We start from the raw sequence: 21,134 nt of genomic DNA on the forward strand, positions 1-21,134 counted from the left end.
TGTCGCAGACCCCGCCGGCCCGTCGACTATTTGCGAATGGTTCGCATTTGCATTAGTCTCGATGCCACCATGATTCCTTGGAGCGTCGCATGCTCACCGCCCCCACCGAACCGCACACCGAAGAACACGAGCTGCCCAGCATCGAGGCGGTAATCGCCGGCACGCTGGCGCTGATGACCGGCTACAGCCAGGCCGTTCAGGCGGAGATCGATCCGGCGCATCGGCTGCGAATGGGCACGAAGATCGGCGAGAACCTTGCGCTGCTGATGGACCACCCGATGCTGTCGCTGGGTTTCCGGCAGGTGGCCTACGGCCTGCGACGGCGCTGGCAGGCGATGAACGACTGCACCCGCGAAGCCGCGCGGGACTGCGCCTGCGGCGCCGCCGCGCCCGCCGAGCGGTTCCAGGCGCCGGCGCCCAAGCGCCTGCAGTGAGCCGCGTCAGGGCGACGGCGGCTTGTCGTCGGCGACGTAATCGGCGTGCAGCACCACGGCCTTCTTCGCGCGTTTGCGCATGGTGATGTTCAGCATCTCGACGCCGACCGAAAATGCCATCGCGAAGTAGACGTAGCCCTTCGGCACGTGCTGGTCGAAGCCTTCGGCGATCAGCACCACGCCGACGACGACCAGGAACGACAGCGCGAGCATCTTGATCGTCGGGTGGTCGGAGACGAAGCGACCGATCGTGCCGGCGAACAGCATCATCAGCCCAACCGACGCGATCACCGCCGTGATCATCACCTCGATGCGATCGACCATGCCGACCGCGGTGATGATCGAGTCGAGCGAGAACACCATGTCGACCACCATGATCTGCAGGATCACCGCGGTGAACGTGGCCTTGACCGCGCTCGAGGCATGGCCCTCCTCGCCTTCGAGCGACTGGTGGATCTCGCCGGTCGCCTTGTAGATCAGGAACAGGCCGCCGGCGATCAGGATCAGGTCGCGCCCGGAGATCTCCTGGCCGAGCACCGTGAACAGCGGCGCGACCAGCCCGACGATCCACGCCAGCACCAGCAGCAGCCCGATCCGCATGAACATCGCCATGAACAGGCCGATGCGCCGTGCCTTCTCGCGCTGCGCCTTCGGCAGCTTGTCGACCAGGATCGAGATGAAGACGATGTTGTCGATCCCGAGCACCAGCTCGAGGGCGGTCAGCGTCGCGAGGGCGATCCAGGCTTGCGGGTCGGTCAGCAGTTCGATCATCTTGGCGCAGCCGGGGGTTGGGGACGGCGCCGATGATAGAGGGCGAAATTCAGTTCTCGGCAAAGACCTTGTCGAGTGACCGAAGCCAGCGGGCTTTCGATTCGGAATCGGCGAAGCTGGCCTCGAAGCTGTTGGCCGCGAGCCGGTGCGCATGGCGCGCGGTCAGCTGCGGCAGCGCCGCGAAGGCCTCGAGGAAGTTCTGGTTGATGTAGCCGCCGAAGTACGCCGGGTCGTCGGAGTTGACGGTCGCGCACAGGCCGGCGTCGAGCAGCGCGGCCAGGTTGTGCGCGTCCATCGCCGGGTAGACGCACAACTTGATGTTCGACAGCGGGCACACGGTCAGCGGCACGCGCTCGGCCGCCAGGCGCGCGACCAGCGTCGGGTCGGCCAGGCAGGCCACGCCATGGTCGATGCGCTCGACATGCAGCACATCGAGCGCGCTCCAGATGTAGGCCGGCGGCCCCTCCTCGCCGGCATGGGCGACGAGGTGCAGGCCCAGTTCACTGCAGCGCGCGAACACGCGCGCGAACTTCTCGGGCGGGTTGCCCCTCTCGCTGCTGTCCAGGCCGACGCCGATGAACCGGTCACGGTACGGCAGCGCGGCTTCGAGCGTCGCGAGGGCGGCCTCCTCGCTGAGGTGACGCAGGAAGCACAGGATCAGCGCGCCGTCGACGCCCAGCTCGCGCCGCGCGGTGTCGCAGGCACGGATCAGCCCGCCGATCACGGTGCCGATCGGCACGCCGCGGTCGGTGTGCGTCTGCGGGTCGAAGAACAGTTCGGCGCGCACGACGTTGTCGGCCGCGGCGCGCCTGAAATACGCCATGGCCATGTCGAAGAAATCCTCCTCCTTCAGCAGCACGCTCGCGCCGGCGTAGTAGATGTCGAGGAAGCTCTGCAGGTCGGTGAACGCATACGCGGCACGCAGCGCCTCGACGTCCGGGTACGGGAGCGCGACGCCATTGCGCTGCGCGAGCGCGAAGATCAGTTCCGGCTCGAGCGAGCCTTCGATGTGGATGTGCAGTTCGGCCTTGGGCATGGCCTGCAGCAGCGCCGGTAGGCGCTCGCGGGGGATGGCGTCGAAGTCGATCATGTGCGGCGGTTCCCAATGAAAAGAGGCCGCGTTCAGCGGCCTCCGGATGATACGAAGCGCAGCGCGCCCCGCGTGGTCTTACTTGCCGTCGCCGCCCGGCACCTTGCCTTCGACGCCCTTGACGTAGAACTTGATGCCGCCGAGGAACTTGTCGTCGGCGACCGCGTCCTTGGCCAGCACTTCCTTGCCGTCGGAGCCCATGATCGGGCCCTTCCATATCTGGAACGAGCCGTCCTTCAGACCGGCCTTCACGGCGTCGACCTTGGCCTTGAGTTCGGCCGGCACCTTGTCGGAGATCGAGACGATGTCGATCGCGCCTTCCTTGACGCCCCACCACGCCGCCTGGTTGCCTTTCCAGGTGCCGTCGAGCGCCTCCTTGGTGGCCTTGATGTAGTACGGGGCCCAGTTGATCACGGCCGAGGCGAGGTGCGCCTTCGGTGCGTAGGCGGTCATGTCGCTGTCCCAGCCGAAAGCCATCTTGCCGGCCTTCTCGGCGGTCTGCAGCACGGCCGACGAGTCGGTGTTCTGCATCAGCACGTCGGCACCGCCGTTCATCAGCGACTGCGCGGCTTCGGTTTCCTTCGGCGGGTTGAACCATTCGTTGACCCAGACCACCTTGGTCTTGATCTTCGGGTTCACCGACTGCGCGCCCAGCGTGAAGCTGTTGATGTTGCGGATGACTTCCGGGATCGGGATCGAGCCGACCACGCCGATCGTGCCGGTCTTGCTCATGCCGCCGGCGATCACGCCGGCCATGTATGCGCCTTCGTACGTGCGCGAGTCGTAGGTGCGCATGTTGTCGGCCTGCTTGTAGCCGGTGGCGTGCTCGAACTTCACGTCCTTCAGGTCGGCCGCCACCTTGAGCATCGGCTCCATGTAGCCGAAGGTCGTGCCGAAGATCAGCTTGTTGCCCTGGCCGGCCATGTCGCGGAACACGCGTTCGGCGTCGGCCGCCTCAGGCACCTTCTCGACGAAGCTGGTGACGACCTTGTCACCGAATTCCTTCTCGACCGCCTTGCGGGCGTTGTCGTGCGCGAAGGTCCAGCCGCCGTCGCCGACCGGGCCGACGTACGCGAACGCGATCTTCAGCGGCTCGGCCTTGGCCGGCGCGGCCGATGCGGCAGCGACCGGCGCGGGGGCCGGTGCGGGCGCGACCGGCGCCTCTTCCTTCTTGCCGCAGCCGACGAGCGCGGCGGCCGCCGCGATCGAGCTGAGGCCAGCCAGCTTGATCAGTGAACGCTTGGATTGCAGGGTCATGTCGTCTCCAGTGGGGGAAATCGGGGTTGGGGCGAAGCGCAGGAATTATGTGACAAGGCGTAGCCGGATTTGGCGGCGGCTAGCTGCCCGGGAAGAACGGCTTGCCAATCGACGCGGGCATGTTGACGCGGATGAAGCTGGCGTTGCGCGAGATCAGCACCAGCACGACGATGGTGGCCAGGTACGGCATCATCGTCAGGAACTGGCTCGGGATCTGCACGCCCTCGCCTTGCAGGTGGAACTGCAGCATCGTGACGCCGCCGAACAGGTAGGCACCGAGCAAGACACGTGCCGGCCGCCAGGTCGCGAAGGTCGTCAGCGCGAGCGCGATCCAGCCCTTGCCGGCCACCATGCCCTCGACCCACAGCGGCGTGTAGACCACCGAGATGTAGGCGCCCGAGATGCCGCACAGCGCGCCGCCGACCATCACCGCGAACATGCGGATGCGGCGCACCGGGTAGCCCAGTGCATGCGCCGATTCGGGCGATTCGCCGACCGCGCGCAGCACCAGGCCGGCGCGCGAGCGGTACAGGAACCACGCGAGGGCGACGGTCAGCACGATCGCGAGGTAGACCATCGGGTGCTGCTTGAACAGCGCCGGGCCGACGAGCGGAATGTCCGACAGGTACGGGACCGCGAAGTTGGGCCGTTCGCTCAGCTTGGCCTGCGTGTAGGTGATGCCGACGAACGCCGAGAAGCCGGTCCCGAACAGGCTGAGCGCCAGGCCGGTCGCGTACTGGTTGGTGTTCAGGTAGATCACCAGGATGCCGAACGCGGCCGCCAGCAACGCGCCGGCTGCGGCGCCGCCGATGAAGGCGAGCGTGTCGCTGCCGGTGTGGACCGCGGTCGCGTAGCCGGCGATCGCGGCGACCAGCATCATCCCTTCAGCGCCGAGGTTGACGATGCCCGCGCGCTCGTTGATCAGCAGGCCGAGCGCGGCGAACGCGAGGACGGTGCCGGAGTTGAGGGTCGCGGCGAGGAGGAGTGCGATGGAGTCCATTGTTCAGTTGCTCCTGCTGGTCTGGCATGTCTGGGTCGGAGCGGCAAAGGCGCGCCCGGGTGCAGCCTGCCGCGACACGCTCGACGATGAAATTAGTTCGGCAATCATCTCAAGCCCCCTTCACCGTCGTCGCCCCGACCAAAGGCGCCGCAGTTTTGACAGGAACCGGCCGCGAAGCCTTCCAGCGAATGCGATAGGCGATCAGCGTGTCGCAGGCCAGCAGCGTGAACAGCAGCAGCCCCTGGAACACGCCGGTCAGCGACTTCGGCAACCCGAGCCGCGACTGCGCGAGTTCGCCGCCGATGTAGAACATGCTCATCAGGATCGCCGAAAAGATGATGCCCACCGGGTGCAGCCGCCCGACGTACGCGACGATGATCGCGGCGAAGCCGTAGCCGGCCGGCACGTATGGCGTGAGCTGGCCGAGCGGCCCGGCGACCTCGAGCGCACCGGCCAGGCCGGCCATGCCGCCCGACAGCAGCAGCGCCGTCCACAACGCCTTGCGCGACGAGAAGCCGGCGTAGCGCGCCGCCGCCGGCGCGAGCCCACCGACCTGCAGCTGGAAGCCGGCATACGTGCGGAACAGCAGCACCCAGAACGCGCCGACCGCGAGCAACGCGATGATCAGCCCGATGTTGACGCGAAAGCCCGTGAACAGCTTCGGCACGCTGGTCGACTTCAGGAACGTGATCGTCTGCGGGAAGTTGAAGCCGGCCGGGTCCTTCCACGGCCCGTAGACCAGGTAGCCGAGCACCTGGTCGGCGACGTACACCAGCATCAGGCTGACGAGGATCTCGTTCGCGTTGAAGCGGTCGCGCAGGAACGCGACGAGCCCGGCCCACGCCATGCCGCCCAGCACGCCGGCCGCGAGCACCGCGGCGACGATCCAGCGGCCGGTGTCCTTGTCGGCACTCATCGCGACGCCCGCCGCGGCGATCGCGCCGACCACGAACTGACCTTCGGCGCCGATGTTCCACACGTTCGAGCGGAAGCACACCGCCAGCCCGAGCGCGATCAGGATCAGCGGCGTCGCCTTCATCGCGAGCTCGGTCAGCGCGTAGACGCTCTTCAGCGGCTCGACGAAGAACACGTACAGGCCGCGCATCGGATCCTTGCCGAGCAGCATGAACAGGATGGTGCCGATCACCACCGTGATCGCCAGTGCGAGCACCGGCGACAAGAACGACATGACCCTGGATTGCTCCGGTCGGGCTTCAAGCTTGAGCATGTGCGGTCTCCTTGTCGGCGGCGTTCTTGTTCCACAGGCCGCTCATCCATTCCCCGATCATCTCGATCGTCGCGTCCGAGGTGTTCACGCTCGGCGACACCTTGCCCTGCGCGATCACCACCAGCCGGTCGCAGATCTCGAACAGCTCGTCGAGCTCCTCGCTGACGACCAGCAGCGCGCAGCCCTGGTCGCGCAGCGCGAGCAGCTCGCCGCGGATCTGCGCGGCGGCGCCCACATCCACGCCCCAAGTCGGCTGTGAGACGATCAGCAGCTTCGGGTTGGCGTGGATCTCGCGACCGACGATGAACTTCTGCAGATTGCCGCCCGACAGGCTCTTCGCCGCCGCCCCCGGCCCGCCGGCCTTGACGTTGAAGCGGCGAATCAGCTCCTGCGCCAGCGCGGTCACCTCGCCGGTGCGGATCCAGCCCGAGCGGCCGATCGCCTCGGTGCGCGTCAGCATCGTGTTCGCGGCCAGCGACAGCGTCGGCACTGCGCCGCGGCCCAGGCGCTCCTCGGGCACGAAATGCAGGCCGGCGGCACGACGTTCACGCGGCGTCTCGCGCGAGATGTCCTTGCCGAACAGGTGCATCGAGTCTTTTGGCGAGCGCGGATCTTCGCCCGACATCGCCGCCATCAGCTCCTGCTGCCCGTTGCCCGAGACGCCGGCGATGCCGAGGATCTCCCCGGCACGCACCTGGAAGCGGATGTCCGTCAGGTTCATGCCGAAGTGGTCTTCCTTCGGCAGCGTGAGGCCGCGCACGTCGAGCACCACGTCGCCGAGCTTCGCCTGCTGGTGCTTCAGCTGCGGCGGCTCGGCACCGATCATCAGGCGCGACAGGCCGGCGTTGGTCTCGGTGCGCGGGTCAACCATGCCGGTGACCTTGCCGCCGCGCAGCACCGTGCAGTTGGTGCACAGCGCCCTGATCTCGTCGAGCTTGTGGCTGATGTAGAGGATGCTGGTGCCCTCGCTGGCGAGCTTGCGCAGCGTGACGAACAGCTTGTCGACCGCCTGCGGCGTCAGCACCGAGGTGGGTTCGTCCAGGATCAGGCACTTGGGGTTGGTCATCAGCGCACGCACGATCTCGACCCGCTGGCGCTCGCCGACCGACAGCGTGTGGACCGGCCGCAGCGGCTCGACATCGAGGCCGTATTCCTTCTCGACCTTCATCATCCGCTGAGTCACCTCGGCCAGGCTCAGCGACTTGTCCAGCCCCAGCCAGACGTTCTCGGCCGCGCTCAGCGTGTCGAACAGGCTGAAGTGCTGGAACACCATGCTGATGCCCAGCGTGCGCGCCTCCTGCGGGTTGCGGATGTTGACGGCCTGGCCGTTCCAGCGGATCTCGCCCTCGTCGGGGCGGACGGCGCCGTAGATCATCTTCATCATGGTCGACTTGCCGGCGCCGTTCTCGCCGAGCACGGCGTGGATCTCGCCGGGGGCCACCTGCAGGTTGACCGAATCGTTCGCCTTCACGGCGGGGTACTGCTTGCTGATGTTGACCAGTTCGAGTCGCAACACGGTGTCAGTCTCCTATGACGATGATCATGCTCGCAAAGTCCGGACCCGCCGCCTGGCCTCGACCTGCGCTCAGGCGCCGCGGCGCTGGTGCCGCAACGCGCCGGCCACCCAGGTCTGCACCAGGTTGCGGTCGTCCGCCAGCGTCATCCACGCGAACGCCCGCTCGTGCAGGTGGCGCGCCACATCCATGCGGCGCAGCGCGACCGGGTCGGCCGCCCAGTCCCACACGCACACGTCGGCCAGGCGGCCGGATTCGAACGAGCCGATCTCGTGCGCCAGCCCCAGCGCCGTCGCGCCCCCCAGCGTGGCGGCGTGCAACGCCTTCCACGCGGTCAGGCGCTGGCCGGCCATCGCCTGCACCTTGTAGGCGTCGGCCATCGTGCGGACCATCGACAGGCTGGTGCCGCCGCCCACGTCGGTCGCCAGGCTGACGGCCGCGCCGGCCGCGATCGCCGCGTCCCAGTCGAACAGCCCGCTGCCGAGGAACAGGTTGGACGACGGGCTGTGCGCGATCTGGGCACGCGACGTGCGCAGCGCCTCGCGGTCCGCGTCGTCGAGCCAGATGCCGTGCGCGAGCACGCTGCGCGGGTGCAGCAGCCCGGCGCGGGCGTAGACGTCGAGGTAGCTGCGCGCCTCGGGGAACAGTTCCTTGACCCACGCGACCTCGGCCCGGTTCTCCGCGACGTGGGTCTGCATGTACAGGGTCGGGTCGGCGGCGCAGAGCGCGCCAGCCATCGCGAGTTGCTCGGGCGAACTCGACGGCGCGAAGCGCACCGTCACCGCGTAGGCAAGACGGTCGACGCCGTGCCAGCGCGAGATCAGGTCGAGCGAGTCGGCCCGCGCCTGGTCCACGTCGTCGCGCAGGCCGTCCGGGGAATGGCGGTCCTGCAGCACCTTGCCGGTGATCACGCGCATGCCGTGCTGCTGCGCGGCGGCGAACAGCGCGTCGGCCGACACCTTGTGTGCGGTCGGGAACACGACGGCCGCGGTCGTCCCGTGCGCCAGCAGGGCCTCGACGAACAGCTTGGCCCCGAGCCGCGAGCGCTCCGGATCGGCGAACGCGGTCTCGGCCGGGAAAGTGTAGGTGTTCAGCCAGTCGAGCAGCTCGGTGCCGTAGCTCGCGATCACGTCGAGCTGCGGCATGTGGACGTGGGTGTCGATGAACCCGGGCAGGATCAGGCGGCCGCGGTGGTCGTGGCGTTCCCAGGTGTCGTCGGGCGACTCGGACTGCGCGCCGACGATGCGGCCGTTCTCGATCAGCAGCCAGTGGTCGGGGCGGAAGCGCACCGCGGCGGACTCGGTCTCGCCCCAACCGGGGTCGCCGGTGAAGTCGAGCAGGTCGCCGCGCAGGGCGATGCGCGTGGTCGTCGCGCTCATGTCGTCGCTCCTGGCGCCCGCCGCAGCATGCCGTGGCCCGTCAGGTTGCGCGCCACGTCCCGCACCTGGTCGCGCAGCCAGCGGCCCGAGGCCGACGCGTGGGTCAGGTCGTGCCACAGCTGGTAGTACGTCAGCGGCGGGAACGGCACCGGGCAGCGCACGATGCGCACCGGCAGGCTGTCGACATAGCGCGAGCAGAACAGCCGGCCGGTCGTCAGCACCAGCAGACTCTGCGCCACCATCAGCGGGATCAGGCTGAAGTGCGCGCTGCGCACCATCACGTCGCGGCTGACGCCCAGCGACGCGAGGTGCTCGTCGATCACGCCCGGCGAGGCGCCCTGCGAGCCGGCGAAGAACGGCGTCGGCGCGACATGCTCGCAGCCCAGGTAGCGTTCGGGCGACCAGCCGCGGCCATTGGCGGCGCGCACGACCGGGTGGTCCTCGGCGACGAGGCAGACGATCTCGTCGGTCAGCAGGCGGCCCAGGTGCAGTTCCTCCGGCGGCTTCAGCCAGTTGCCGATCACCAGGTCGACCTCGGCGGCGGCCAGTCCGCGCCGGTAGTCGAACCCGCCCGACAGTGGCATCAACTCCAGCTTCACCTTCGGCGCGACCTGCTTCAGGTGCGCGACCAGCTCGGGCAGGAACAGCGGATCGAGGTAGTCGCTGGCCGCGATGCGGAAAGTCGTGGTGCTGGCCAGCGGATCGAACGCACGCTGGTGGGCGCGGGGGCTGAACAAGCGATCCGCATCCTGCAAGAGGCGGGTGGCAGGGTCGAGCAGCCGCAGCGCGGTGTCGGTGGGCGCCATCGCGTTGCCGGCGCGCACCAGCAACGGGTCGCCGGTGAGTGCGCGCAGCCGCTTCAGCTGGGCACTGACGGCAGGCTGCGTGCTTTGCAAGCGCATGGCAGCCCGGGAGACGCTTCGTTCGGTGATCAAGGTCTTCAGCACCCGGATGAGGTAGAGCTCGATCTTGTCGAAGTCCAAACGCTGTGTCATATGCTCGGCGTGATAAGCGATATGCCTGTGACTGTATACCTCGAGGGCCGGAAGCGACTAAGTTTCGGGTCATCACCGAACCCGAGAAGCCCATCCATGTCAGAGCCGACGCCCTCCCGCCCGATTCGCTTCTTTCACCGCGGCGCGGTGGTCGAAGTGCGCGACGCGGCGCCCACCCGCACGGTGCTCGATTGGCTGCGCGAGGACGCGCGCTGCACCGGAACCAAGGAAGGCTGCAACGAGGGCGACTGCGGCGCCTGCACCGTCGTGATCGGCGAGGCCGCGGCCCCCGGTGATCCGCAGGCGGTGCGGGGCCTGAACCTGAGCACGGTCAACGCGTGCATCCAGTTCCTGCCGACGCTGGACGGCAAGGCGCTGTTCACGGTGGAGGACCTGAAGGCCATGACGCTGGATGCCGCGCTGCACCCGGTGCAACAGGCCATGGTCGAATGCCACGGCTCGCAGTGCGGGTTCTGCACCCCGGGCTTCGTGATGTCGATGTGGTCGAGCTACGAGCACAACCGCGCGTTCGGCACGCAGCCGACGCGCCAGCAGCTCGCCGACGAGCTCTCGGGCAACCTGTGCCGCTGCACCGGCTACCGGCCGATCCTCGATGCCGGCCAGCGCATGTTCGACCTGCCGGCGGTCGCGCTCGACACCGCGCCGGTGCTGGCCGCCCTCGAAGGTCTGAAGACCGACGCGACGTTCAGCTACGCCGGCCGCGGTACCGACCGCTTCTTCGCGCCGACCACGCTGGACGAACTGGCCGCGCTGCGCGAGGCGCACCCGAAGGCGCAGCTGCTCGCCGGCTCGACCGACGTCGGCCTGTGGGTCAACAAGCAGTTCCGGCCGCTCGGCGACATCCTGTACGTCGGCGCCGTCGACGATCTCAAGCGCATCGACGAGCGGGACGGCGAGCTGCGGATCGGCGCCGGCGCATCGCTCGAGGCGGCGTGGTCGGCCCTCGCCCGGCGCTTCCCGACGCTGACCGACGTGTGGCTGCGCTTCGCGTCGCCGCCGATCCGCAACGCCGGCACGATGGGCGGCAACGTCGCCAACGGTTCGCCGATCGGCGACTCGGCGCCGGTGCTGATGGCACTCGACGCACAGATCGAGCTGCGCAAGGGCGCCCGCACGCGCCGCATGCCGCTCGCCACGTTCTACGTCGACTACATGAAGAACCTGCTCGAGGACGGCGAGTTCGTGCAGGGCCTCGCGGTGCCGCTCTCGGTCGCATCGCGCGCCGTGCGCGCCTACAAGATCAGCAAGCGCTTCGACTGCGACATCTCGGCCGTGTGCGCCGGGTTCTCGATCGAGCTGGACGCCGCCGGCGCCGTGACCACCGCGCGGCTCGCCTACGGCGGCATGGCCGCGACCGTCAAGCGCGCCGCCCGCGCCGAGGCCGCCATCGTCGGCCAGCCGTGGACCCAGGCGACCGTCACCGCCGCGAAGGCCGCGCTCGCCGAGGACTTCAAGCCGCTGTCGGACATGCGCGCCAGCGCCGCCTACCGATTGCAGGTCGCGCAGAACCTGATGCAGCGCCTGTGGCTCGAGACCCGAGCGCACGACCCGTTGCCGACCCGTCAGACCAGCGTGTTCAGCGTGATGCCGCATGCGACCGCCGCCCAGGAGACCTGACATGAACAAGCCTGTCGACGCCCTGCTGCTGCAACCGAACGAGGCCTTCGCCGACTACCAGAAGAACACCGCCGCGCGCATCGACGAGGGCGCCGAGGCGATCGCCGTGGCCGCCGGCGCGCGCGTCGGCATCAGCCGGCCGCACGAATCCGCGCAGCTGCACGTGGCGGGCGAGGCGACCTACATCGACGACATCCGCGAGCACGCCGGCACGCTGCACTGCGCGCTCGGGCTGTCGCCGGTCGCGCACGGCCGCCTCACCGCGATGGCGCTCGACACGATCCGCGCGCTGCCCGGCGTCGTCGCCGTGCTGTCGGCGGCGGACATCCCGGGGCCGAACGACTGCGGCTCGATCGTCCACGACGACCCGATCCTGTGCCCGATCGAGACGCACGACGACGGCTCGTCGTGGGGCGAGATCCGCTACCTCGGCCAGCCGGTGTTCGCGGTGATCGCCGAGACGCGCGACATCGCCCGCCGCGCCGCCGCGAAGGCGAAGGACGTGCTGACGATCAGCGCCGAGCCGCCCGTGCTGACGCCGCAGCAGGCGCATGCCAAGGGCCAGTACGTGCTGCCGCCGATGCACCTGGTGCGGGCAACGAACGAAGGCGGCGCGCAGGGGGCGATCGCCAAGGCGCCGCGCCGGCTGAAGGGCACGTTCGACGTCGGCGGTCAGGAGCAGTTCTACCTCGAGGGCCAGATCAGCTACGCGATCCCGACCGAAGGCGGCGGCATGCATGTGTACTGCTCGACCCAGCACCCGAGCGAGATGCAGCACCTGGTCGCGCACGCGCTGAAGCTGCACGCGCATGACGTGCATGTCGAGTGCCGGCGCATGGGCGGCGGTTTCGGCGGCAAGGAATCGCAGTCGGCGCTGTTCGCGTGCGTCGCGTCGGTTGCGGCGGCCAAGTTGAAGCGGCCGGTCAAGCTGCGGCTGGACCGCGACGACGACTTCCTGATCACCGGCCGGCGCCACTGCTTCTGGTACGAGTACGAGGTCGGCTACGACGACGCCGGCCGCGTGCTCGGCGCAGAGGTCACGATGGTCTCGCGTGCCGGCCACTCGGCCGACCTGTCCGGCCCGGTGATGACCCGCGCGCTGTGCCACTTCGACAACGCCTACTGGCTGCCCGACGTGGCGATGCACGGCTACTCGGGCAAGACGAACACGCAGAGCAACACCGCGTTCCGCGGCTTCGGCGGTCCGCAGGGCGCGATCGCGATCGAGAACATCCTCGACACGATCGCCCGCACGCTCGGCCGGGACCCGATCGACGTGCGCCGTGCCAATTTCTACGGCAAGGACACGAACAACGTCACCCCGTACGGCCAGGTCGTCGGCGACAACATCATCCACGAGCTCACCGCCGAGCTCGAAGCCAGCAGCGACTACCGCGCACGCCGCGACGCGATCGCGCAGTTCAACGCCACCAGCCCGGTGCTCAAGCGCGGCCTCGCGCTGGCGCCGCTGAAGTTCGGCATCTCGTTCAACGTCAAGCACTTCAACCAGGCCGGCGCGCTGGTCCACGTCTACAGCGACGGCTCGATCCTGGTGAACCACGGCGGCACCGAGATGGGCCAGGGGCTGAACACCAAGGTGGCGCAGGTCGTCGCCCATGAACTCGGCGTCGGCTTCGACAGCGTGCGGGTCAGCGCGACCGACACGCAGAAGGTCGCGAACACCTCCGCGACCGCCGCGTCGACCGGCGCCGACCTGAACGGCAAGGCCGCGCAGGACGCGGCGCGGCAGATCCGTGAGCGGCTCGCGGCCTGCATGGCCGCGCACCACGGTGGCCGTCCCGAGGACGTGCGCTTCGCCAACGACAAGGTCGAGGTCAACGGCAAGTCCTTGCCGTTCAGCGCCGTCGTCGCGCAGGGCTACCTGGACCGGGTGCAACTCTGGTCCGACGGCTTCTACGCCACGCCGGGCCTGAGCTGGGACCGCGAGAAGATGTTCGGCCGACCGTTCTATTACTTCGCCTACGGCGCCGCCGTCAGCGAAGTCGTCGTGGACACGCTGACCGGTGAGTGGAAGCTGCTGCGCGCCGACATCCTGCACGACGCGGGCCGCTCGCTGAACCCCGCTGTCGACATCGGCCAGATCGAGGGCGCGTTCATCCAGGGCATGGGCTGGCTGACCACCGAAGAGCTCGTGTGGCACCCGCAGAGCGGCAAGCTGACGACCCATGCACCGAGCACCTACAAGATCCCGACCGCGAACGACTGCCCACCGGTCTTCAACGTCAAGCTGTTCGACGGTCCCAACGTCGAGGACAGCATTCACCGCAGCAAGGCCGTCGGCGAGCCGCCGCTGCTGTTGCCGTTCTCGGTGTTCTTCGCGATCCGGGATGCGATCTCCTCGGCCGGGGAGCACCGTGTCGATCCGCCGCTGACGGCGCCGGCGACCAGCGAGGCGATCCTGCGAGCCATCACTGCGGTGCAGGAGGGGTAGTCGTTTGAAGCCGGAGCGGCAAAGGCGTGGAAGCTCTTCCCCGGAAGTGCGCCACGGGTGCGAGTCGCGGCAGGCCCGCGTGCATGTGCAACCACCATGAACCGCCACACACGCGACACAGCCGCCCGCTGGTTCGAAGACAGTCGCCAGGCCATCGTCGTCGAGGTCACCCAGGCCCTCGGCTCGGCGCCGCGCGAGGCGGGTACCCGCATGCTGGTGGCGGCGGACGAAACCGCAGGCACCGTCGGCGGCGGCCACCTCGAGCTGAAGGCGATCGCGCACGCCCGCGAGATGCTGCGCACCGGCGAGCTGGATCCGCACACCGAGCACTTCCCGCTCGGCCCGGCGCTCGGCCAATGCTGCGGCGGCGCGGTGACGCTCGCCTACGCGCCGCTCGACGCCCAGGCGCTGCAGCGCTGGCCCGCCGCCGCGCCGCTGTTCCACCTGCAGCTGTACGGCGCCGGCCACGTGGGGCGCGCGATCGCGACACTGCTGGCCACGCTCGATGCCCGCGTCGACTGGATCGACGAGCGGGAGGAGGAGTTCGCGCCGACGACCACGCTCGGCACGCCGTGGCCCGAGCGCATCCAGCGCGTCTGCGTCGATGCGGTCGAGGCCGAGGTGGCGCTCGCGCCGCCGGGCGCGTTCTACCTGGTACTGACCCACCGCCACGACCTCGACCAGCGCATCGCCGAGGCGATCCTGCGGCGCGGCGATTTCGGCTTCTTCGGGCTGATCGGCTCGCGCACCAAGCGCCAGCGCTTCATCCACCGCTTCGAGCAGGTCGGCATCGGTGCCGAGACCATCGAGCGCATGACCTGCCCGATCGGCGTGCCGGGCGTCGCCGGCAAGGAGCCGGAGCGGATCGCGCTGGCCGTCGTGGCGCAATTGCTGCAGAACGTCCCGGCCTGAGTTCGGCAGGGAATCGTCCTACGCCGGGCGCCGGGCGTCTGATGTACAACGTTCGACGACCTGTCGGCCGCCGCAGCCGAGCCGGTCGCCCCCCAACCCGCCGACCACCGAGGGCCTTGCCGTGCCGGACGCACCGACGACAGCCGACAACGCCCACACCTTTCTGAACGCCGACTCCGAAACCGGTCGGCTGATCGCCGCGCACGACTGGGGTGCCACCGCGCTCGGCCCGATCGCCACCTGGCCGCAGAGCGTCAAGTCGACGGTCGCGCTGATCCTGCGCTCGCACGTGCCGATGGTGACGATGTGGGGCGACGACGGGGTGATGGTCTACAACGACGGCTACGCCGTCATCGCCGGCGGCCGCCATCCGGCACTGCTGGGTGCGCGTGTGCGCGAGGGCTGGCCCGAGGCGTCGGACTTTAACGACCAGGTGATGCGCGCCACGCTGGCCGGCGGCACGCTGGCCTATCGGGATCAGGAGTTCACGCTGTTCCGGCACGGCCGCGCCGAGCAGGTCTGGCTGGACCTCGACTATTCGCCGCTGTTCGACGAGGCCAACCGCGCCGTGGGCGCCATCGCCATCGTGCAGGAGACGACGCAGAAGGTGCAGGCCCAGCGCTGGCTGCAGGGGGAGCGGCAGCGGCTGCGCAGCATGTTCGAGCAGGCACCGGGCTTCATGGCGATGCTGACCGGCCCGGAGCACCGCTTCGAACTCGCCAACCCGGGCTACCTCGAGCTGATCGGCCGGCGCGACGTGCTCGGCAGGACGGTGCTCGAAGCGTTGCCGGACGCCGTCGAGCAGGGCTACCTCGGCCTGTTGGACAAGGTCTTCCGCGAAGGCAAGGCCTATGCGGCACAGGGAGCCCTGTACACCGTGCAGGTCGATCCGGCGGCGCCCCCGGTGGGGCGCCATGTCGACTTCGTGCTGCAGCCGCTGTTCGGCAGCGGCAGCGAGGTCATCGGCATCTTCGTGCAGGGCTCGGACGTGTCGGCCCGCGTCGCGGCCGAGTCGGCGCAGCGCGCCGGCGAGGTGCGGCTGCGCGAGGGCGCGCTGCAGTTGCAGCGCGCGCAGGCGGCCGGCGGCGTCGGCGTGTTCAACGTCGACCTGGACGACAGCACGGTCTACGGCACGCCGGAGTTCTGCCGGATCTTCGGCCTGACGCCGCGCGAGCGCATTCCGGCGCAGGAGCTCGAGCGCCTGGTCCTGCCGGAGGACGTCCACCTGGTCTCGGACAGCGCACGCCGCCAGGCCGGCACCGCGCCGCTCGACGTCGAGTACCGCATCCGCCGCGCCGACACCGGCGAGGAGCGCACGATCTCGCGCCGCGCCGAATACGGCTTCGACGCGCAGGGTCGCCGCAGGCACATGGCCGGCGTGGTGCAGGACGTGACGGAGCGCCGCCGCGTCCTGCGCGAACTGGAGCAGAGCGAGCGGCGCTTCCGCGCGCTCGCCCAGGCCATGCCCAACCAGGCCTGGCTCGCGCAGCCGGACGGCCTGCTCGACTGGTTCAACGACCAGGTCTATGCCTACAGCGGCGCCCCCCCCGGCGGTCTGGATGGCCACCGCTGGAGCGAGATGGTGTTCTCGGCCGACCTGCCCCAGGCGCAGGCGCGCTGGGCGGCATCGCTGGCGTCGGGCGAGCCGTACGAGGTCGAGTTCCGGCTGCGCCGCGCCGACGGCGAATACCGCTGGCACCTGGCGCGCGCGATCCCGGTGCGCGGCGAGGACGATCGGGTCATCCACTGGATCGGCACCAACACCGACATCCACGAACAGAAGACAGCCGAGGTCGAGCACGCCCTCGAACGCAACCGGCTCTGGTCGATGTCGCAGGACCTGCTGCTGGTGTGCGACTTCGAGGGCCGCATCACGGCGATCAACCCGTCGTCGCAGCGCATGCTGGGCTGGACCGAGGACGACATGGTCGGCCACCTGCTGGCCGACTTCATCCACCCCGACGACCTGCGCAGTTCGCTCGACGAGGTCGGCAAGCTCGCCCAGGGCGAGACCACGCTGGCGTTCGAGAACCGCTATCGCGCCAAGGACGGCAGCTACCGGTTGCTCGACTGGACCGCCGTGCCCGATGCCGGCCGCATCCACGCGGTGGGGCGCGACATCACCGACGAGCGCGCGATCGCGCTCAACCAGGAGCGGATCTGGACGCTGTCCCCGGTGCTGAAGATCGTCGCCGCCGCCGACGGCCGGCTGTCGACCGCGAACCCGGCGTGGATCCAGGTCCTCGGCTGGTCGTTGGCGCAGACCGAGGGGCGCATGCTGCTCGATTTCGTCGTGACCGACGCCGTGTCCGCGGTGCGCGAGGCGCTGGTTCGGCTCGCCGCCGGCGAGCGCGTCGTCGAGCAGCAGTTCGCGATGAACGCCAGCGACGGCGGCGCACGGCAGATCGTCTGGACCATCGTCGGCGAGTCCGGCGTGCTGTACGGCTTCGGCCGCGACGTGACCGAACAGCGCGCCGCCGAGGACGCGCTGCGCCAGAGCCAGAAGATGGAGGCCGTGGGCCAGCTGACCGGCGGCATCGCGCACGACTTCAACAACCTGCTGCAGGGCATCACCGGCAGCCTGGACCTGGTGCAGAAGCGGATCGCGCAAGGCCGCCTCGACGAACTCGACCGCTTCGTGCGTGGCGCCGTCGGTTCGGCCAAGCGGGCCGCCGCCCTCACCCACCGGCTGCTCGCGTTCTCGCGCCGCCAGCCGCTCGATCCGCGCGCGGTCCGCGCCAACCCGCTGGTCGCGTCGATGGAAGACCTGCTGCGCCGCACGCTGGGCGAGCGCATCGAGCTCGAGCTCGTGCTGGCCGGCGGCCTGTGGCTGACGCGCTGCGACCCGAACCAGCTCGAAAGCGCGATCCTGAACCTGGCGATCAACGCGCGCGACGCGATGCCCGACGGCGGCCGGCTGGTGATCGAGACCTGCAACGCGCACCTGGATTCGGCCTACGCCGCCCGGCAGCGCGACGTGCGGCCCGGCCAGTACGTCTGCATCTGCGTGACCGACACCGGCACCGGCATGAGCGCGGACACGGTGGCCAAGGCCTTCGAGCCGTTCTTCACCACGAAGCCGATCGGCCAGGGCACGGGCCTGGGGCTGTCGATGATCTACGGCTTCGCGCGCCAGTCGGAAGGCTACGCGAAGATCTACAGCGAGGTCGGCCACGGCACGACGTTCAAGCTTTACCTGCCACGCCACCGCGGCGAGGCGCCGGACGACGAGCCGCTCGCCGAACTGACCGAGGCGCACGTCACGCTGCACGGCGAGACGGTGCTGGTGGTCGAGGACGAAGCGGTCGTGCGCGGCCTGATCGTCGAGGTGCTGGGCGACCTGGGCTACCGCGCGATCGAGGCGGCGGATGGCCCCGCGGGCCTGGAGCTGCTGCAGTCGCGCGCCCGCATCGATCTGCTGATCACCGACATCGGCCTGCCCGGGCTGAACGGCCGGCAGATCGCCGAGGCCGGCCGCCAGGTCCGCCCCGGCCTGAAGGTGCTGTTCATGACCGGCTATGCCGAGAATGCCGCGATCGCCTCCGGCTTCCTGGAACCGGGGATGTCGATGATCACCAAGCCGTTTGCGATGGAAGCGCTCGCGACCCGCATCCGCGAGATCATCGAGGCGCCGCCGGACTGAGGCCTACAGCTGCTCGACCGGCACGAACGGCGTCAGCAGCCATGACTTGATCCGCAGCCACGGCGTCGAGTCCGGCTCCTCGGTCAGGATGGTCTCCTTGTCGCCGTCGTTGCTGACCCACTCCAGCCCGTTGCCGGTGCCCCGCAGCCGCACCCGATAGGCGCTCAGCAGCCGGTCGATGTCGATCACCCGCAGCAGCTCCTTCGCCAGCGGCGGGCTGACGACGACCGCGCCGAGCTCGGTGTTGATGCTGGCCGAGCGCGGATCGAGGTTCATCGAGCCGATGAACAGCCCGGCGCGGTCGATCACCGCGAGCTTGGCGTGCAGCCGCCCGAGCGACTGCCCGAACAGGAACGGCCGCTCGTTGCGCTTGACCCGCGACGAGCTCAGCTCGTACAGCTCCACGCCCATCTTCAGCAGTTCGACCCGGTGAGCCGCATAGCCGATGTGCACGACCGGCTCGTCGGTCGAGGCGAGCGAGTTGGTCAGCACCGCCACCGACACGCCCTTCGCGCGCAGGTCCCGCATCATCTGCAGGCTCAGCTCGCCGGGCACGAAGTACGGCGACGACATCACCACCTCCTTCTTCGCGGCGCGGATCACCTCGAACAGGTTGTAGGTCACGCTGGTGTCCAGCGGCTCGCCGCCGACGCTGCCGTCGAAGGGCTTGTCGGGGTGGTCGGCGAACACGAAGGCCTCGCCCCAGATCAGGCCGAGGCGCCCGCCGTCGAGGTCGTCGGCGATCGGCCCGTAGCCGAGGATGTCGTTCGACGGCAGCGGGTCGGGCGGCGGCGTCTTGGCCGGGCCGGTCGCGTCCTCGAAGAAGGCGCGCAGCGCGGCGGGGTCGAGATCGGTCTTCGCGATCGCCTTCAGCGGGTAGACCGCCGCGCTGTTCCAGTAGCGGTCGAACTGGAACTGCAGCGGCGGAACGATCCAGCCGACCGTGAACGCGTCGACGTCGACGAAGTTCTGCGACATGCCGCGCAGGTAGTACTCGTTGGCGACGTTGCGCCCGCCGATCACCGCCATCGCGCCGTCGGCGATGAACAGCTTGTTGTGCATGCGGTGGTTGACGCGGTCCCACTCGTCGATCGAGGCCAGGAAGCGCCCGCCCTGGCCGCGGTCGCGCGCCCGCGCGAACGGGTTGAACAAGCGCACCTCGACGTTCTTGTGCGCGGCGAAGGCGAGCCAGTAGGTGTCCTGCCCGCCGGTGTAGAGGTCGTCGAGCAGCAGGCGCACCCGCACGCCGCGCTCGGCCGCGTCGCGCAGCGCGCGCAGCAGCCAGCGACCGGTCTCGTCGTTCTCGAAGTGGTAGTACTGGACGTCGAGCGAGACCTCGGCCCGCTTCGCGAGCTGCACCCGGGTATCGAGCGAGAACAGCCCGAGCGGCATCAGCCGGAAGCCGGACAGCTCCGGCGCGGGCTGCGAGGTCTTGGCGATGCGGCCGAGCGTGGTCGACGTGCTCAGCGGGATCGCCTCGCTGGCGATCGCGTCCCGGTCGACGGCCGGCAGCGTGGTGCAGGCGCCGAGGAAGGCCGACGCCGCGAGCAGCGCCGCACCGACGAGGCGGCGCCATGAGAGTTCGGGCATGCGGGGCATCTCCGTGAATCGTTCGCGAGGCGGCGATGTTGCCACGCGCGGCGAACGCGGGCGCGACCGCGCGGGCCGCACACCGCGCCTCAATCGGGCTTGACCTTCGCCCGCGCGATCACCGGCTTCCAGCGCTGCTGCTCCAGCGCGATGAACTTCGCGAAGTCGGCGGCGCTGCCGCCAACCGGGATTGCCGCGTCGGTGCTCAGGCGCTCCAGCGCCGCCGGTTCGTGCATCGCCTTCGCGCAGGCCGCCGCGAGCTTGTCCGCGGCGGGTTGCGCGAGGTTGGCCGGCGCGAGCATGCCGTACCACTGCGTCATCTCGAAGCCCGGGTAGCCCTGCTCGGCCACGGTCGGCACGTCGGGCAGCTGCGGGATGCGCTGCGTGGTGCCGGTGGCGATGCAGCGCAGCTTGCCCGCCTTGATGAACTGCAGGATCGCCGGCGCGCCGACCGAGGCCGCCTGCAGGCGGCCGGCCAGCAGGTCGGTCAGCTGCGGGCCGGTGCCGCGGTACGGCACGTGCAGGATGAAGATGTTCGTCGCCATCTTCAGGTACTCCATCGCCAGGTGGCCGGCGCTGCCGTTGCCGGCCGAACCGTAGTTCAGCGCGCCCGGCTTGGCCTTGCACAGCGCGACGAACTCCTTCAGGTTTTTCGCCGGCACGTCGGGATGCACGACGTACAGGCTCGGCACCTTGGCCAGCAGCGAGATCGGCTTGAAGTCCTTGTTCGGGTCGTACGGCAGCTTGTCGAAGATGTACGGGTTCACCGCCAGTGTGCCGATGTGGCCGAGCACCAGCGTGTGCTGGTCGTCGGCGCGCGCGACCTCGGCCATCGCGACGTTGCCGGCACCGCCGGGCTTGTTGTCGACGTACACGCTCTGCCCGAGCGACTTGGTCAGCTCGGCCGCGGCGGCCCGCGCGACGATCTCCGAGCTGCCGCCCGGTGCGAACGGCACGACGAAGCGGATCGGCTTGGTCGGCCACGCGGACTGCGCGTGCGAGGCGATCGGCAGGGACGTGGCGCCGACCGCGCCGAGCGACAGACGCATCACGTCGCGACGATTGAGGTTCGAGAAGTCCATGGGTGTTCCTTGACTGGCGGTGCAGCTGCGGATTGTGCCGCCGGCAACGTCAATGAATGTCAAACGGCGTGTCCGCGCAGCGCGACCCCCGAAACGCGCGTGACGCGCGCACAACGAGCGCTCCAACGCACTCGGCAAGTTTTCACGTC

At 69.4% G+C, this 21,134-nt stretch carries 15 protein-coding genes; 5 read left to right on the plus strand and 10 right to left on the minus strand.

What is annotated here, in order from left to right; all coding sequences use genetic code 11:
* Positions 1-89 precede the first annotated feature (89 nt).
* The gene (locus ASC76_RS08870; protein ID WP_056464946.1) at positions 90-434 is read left to right on the plus strand and encodes a hypothetical protein; all 345 of its coding nucleotides are present in this window, start codon (positions 90-92) and stop codon (positions 432-434) included.
* Between the two features lie 6 nt (positions 435-440).
* On the opposite strand, the gene ASC76_RS08875 is transcribed toward ASC76_RS08870, so the two are convergent.
* The 8 genes from ASC76_RS08875 to ASC76_RS08910 all read right to left on the minus strand — a co-directional run bounded on the left by ASC76_RS08875 (position 441) and on the right by ASC76_RS08910 (position 9,668).
* Positions 441-1,205: a TerC family protein gene (locus tag ASC76_RS08875; protein WP_056464948.1), complete on the minus strand. Its 765-nt coding sequence runs from the start codon at positions 1,203-1,205 to the stop codon at positions 441-443.
* Between the two features lie 49 nt (positions 1,206-1,254).
* Positions 1,255-2,295 carry an adenosine deaminase gene (locus ASC76_RS08880; protein WP_056464950.1) on the minus strand — a complete coding sequence of 347 codons (1,041 nt, stop codon included), beginning with the start codon at positions 2,293-2,295 and terminating at the stop codon, positions 1,255-1,257.
* Between the two features lie 78 nt (positions 2,296-2,373).
* Positions 2,374-3,552, minus strand: a complete 1,179-nt coding sequence (locus tag ASC76_RS08885; RefSeq protein ID WP_056464951.1) for a BMP family ABC transporter substrate-binding protein — start codon at positions 3,550-3,552, stop codon at positions 2,374-2,376.
* A gap of 79 nt (positions 3,553-3,631) precedes the next feature.
* Positions 3,632-4,552 (minus strand): ABC transporter permease, encoded by a 921-nt coding sequence (locus tag ASC76_RS08890; protein WP_056464952.1) that lies wholly within the window; start codon positions 4,550-4,552, stop codon positions 3,632-3,634.
* A 109-nt stretch (positions 4,553-4,661) separates the two neighbouring features.
* Entirely contained in the window at positions 4,662-5,780 is a 1,119-nt protein-coding gene (locus ASC76_RS08895; protein WP_056464953.1) for an ABC transporter permease, read from the minus strand.
* Positions 5,767-7,296 (minus strand): ABC transporter ATP-binding protein, encoded by a 1,530-nt coding sequence (locus ASC76_RS08900; protein WP_056464954.1) that lies wholly within the window; start codon positions 7,294-7,296, stop codon positions 5,767-5,769. Before ASC76_RS08900 ends, ASC76_RS08895 begins: the two co-directional genes overlap by 14 nt.
* Before the next feature lie 69 nt (positions 7,297-7,365).
* Positions 7,366-8,673, minus strand: coding sequence for a guanine deaminase (guaD, locus tag ASC76_RS08905; protein WP_056464955.1), 1,308 nt, complete (start codon positions 8,671-8,673; stop codon positions 7,366-7,368).
* Positions 8,670-9,668, minus strand: coding sequence for a LysR family transcriptional regulator (locus tag ASC76_RS08910; RefSeq protein WP_056464956.1), 999 nt, complete (start codon positions 9,666-9,668; stop codon positions 8,670-8,672). Before ASC76_RS08910 ends, guaD begins: the two co-directional genes overlap by 4 nt.
* Before the next feature lie 96 nt (positions 9,669-9,764).
* Between ASC76_RS08910 and xdhA the strand changes: the two genes are divergently transcribed.
* The 4 genes from xdhA to ASC76_RS26540 all read left to right on the plus strand — a co-directional run bounded on the left by xdhA (position 9,765) and on the right by ASC76_RS26540 (position 18,313).
* Entirely contained in the window at positions 9,765-11,306 is a 1,542-nt protein-coding gene (gene xdhA, locus ASC76_RS08915; RefSeq protein ID WP_056464957.1) for a xanthine dehydrogenase small subunit, read from the plus strand.
* A gap of 1 nt (position 11,307) precedes the next feature.
* Positions 11,308-13,758: a xanthine dehydrogenase molybdopterin binding subunit gene (gene xdhB, locus ASC76_RS08920; protein ID WP_056464958.1), complete on the plus strand. Its 2,451-nt coding sequence runs from the start codon at positions 11,308-11,310 to the stop codon at positions 13,756-13,758.
* 96 nt (positions 13,759-13,854) lie between these two features.
* Positions 13,855-14,670, plus strand: coding sequence for a xanthine dehydrogenase accessory protein XdhC (xdhC, locus tag ASC76_RS08925; RefSeq protein ID WP_056464959.1), 816 nt, complete (start codon positions 13,855-13,857; stop codon positions 14,668-14,670).
* A gap of 121 nt (positions 14,671-14,791) precedes the next feature.
* Positions 14,792-18,313: a PAS domain S-box protein gene (locus ASC76_RS26540; RefSeq protein ID WP_082548943.1), complete on the plus strand. Its 3,522-nt coding sequence runs from the start codon at positions 14,792-14,794 to the stop codon at positions 18,311-18,313.
* 3 nt (positions 18,314-18,316) lie between these two features.
* Here ASC76_RS26540 and ASC76_RS08935 read toward each other — a convergent pair whose 3' ends face one another.
* Positions 18,317-19,903 (minus strand): phospholipase D family protein, encoded by a 1,587-nt coding sequence (locus tag ASC76_RS08935; protein ID WP_056464960.1) that lies wholly within the window; start codon positions 19,901-19,903, stop codon positions 18,317-18,319.
* 89 nt (positions 19,904-19,992) lie between these two features.
* Positions 19,993-20,985 carry a tripartite tricarboxylate transporter substrate binding protein gene (locus tag ASC76_RS08940; protein ID WP_056464961.1) on the minus strand — a complete coding sequence of 331 codons (993 nt, stop codon included), beginning with the start codon at positions 20,983-20,985 and terminating at the stop codon, positions 19,993-19,995.
* Positions 20,986-21,134: the final 149 nt, after the last annotated feature.

Source organism: Rhizobacter sp. Root404, assembly GCF_001425865.1.
In the GTDB taxonomy this organism is placed as follows: Bacteria; Pseudomonadota; Gammaproteobacteria; order Burkholderiales; family Burkholderiaceae_C; genus LMDS01.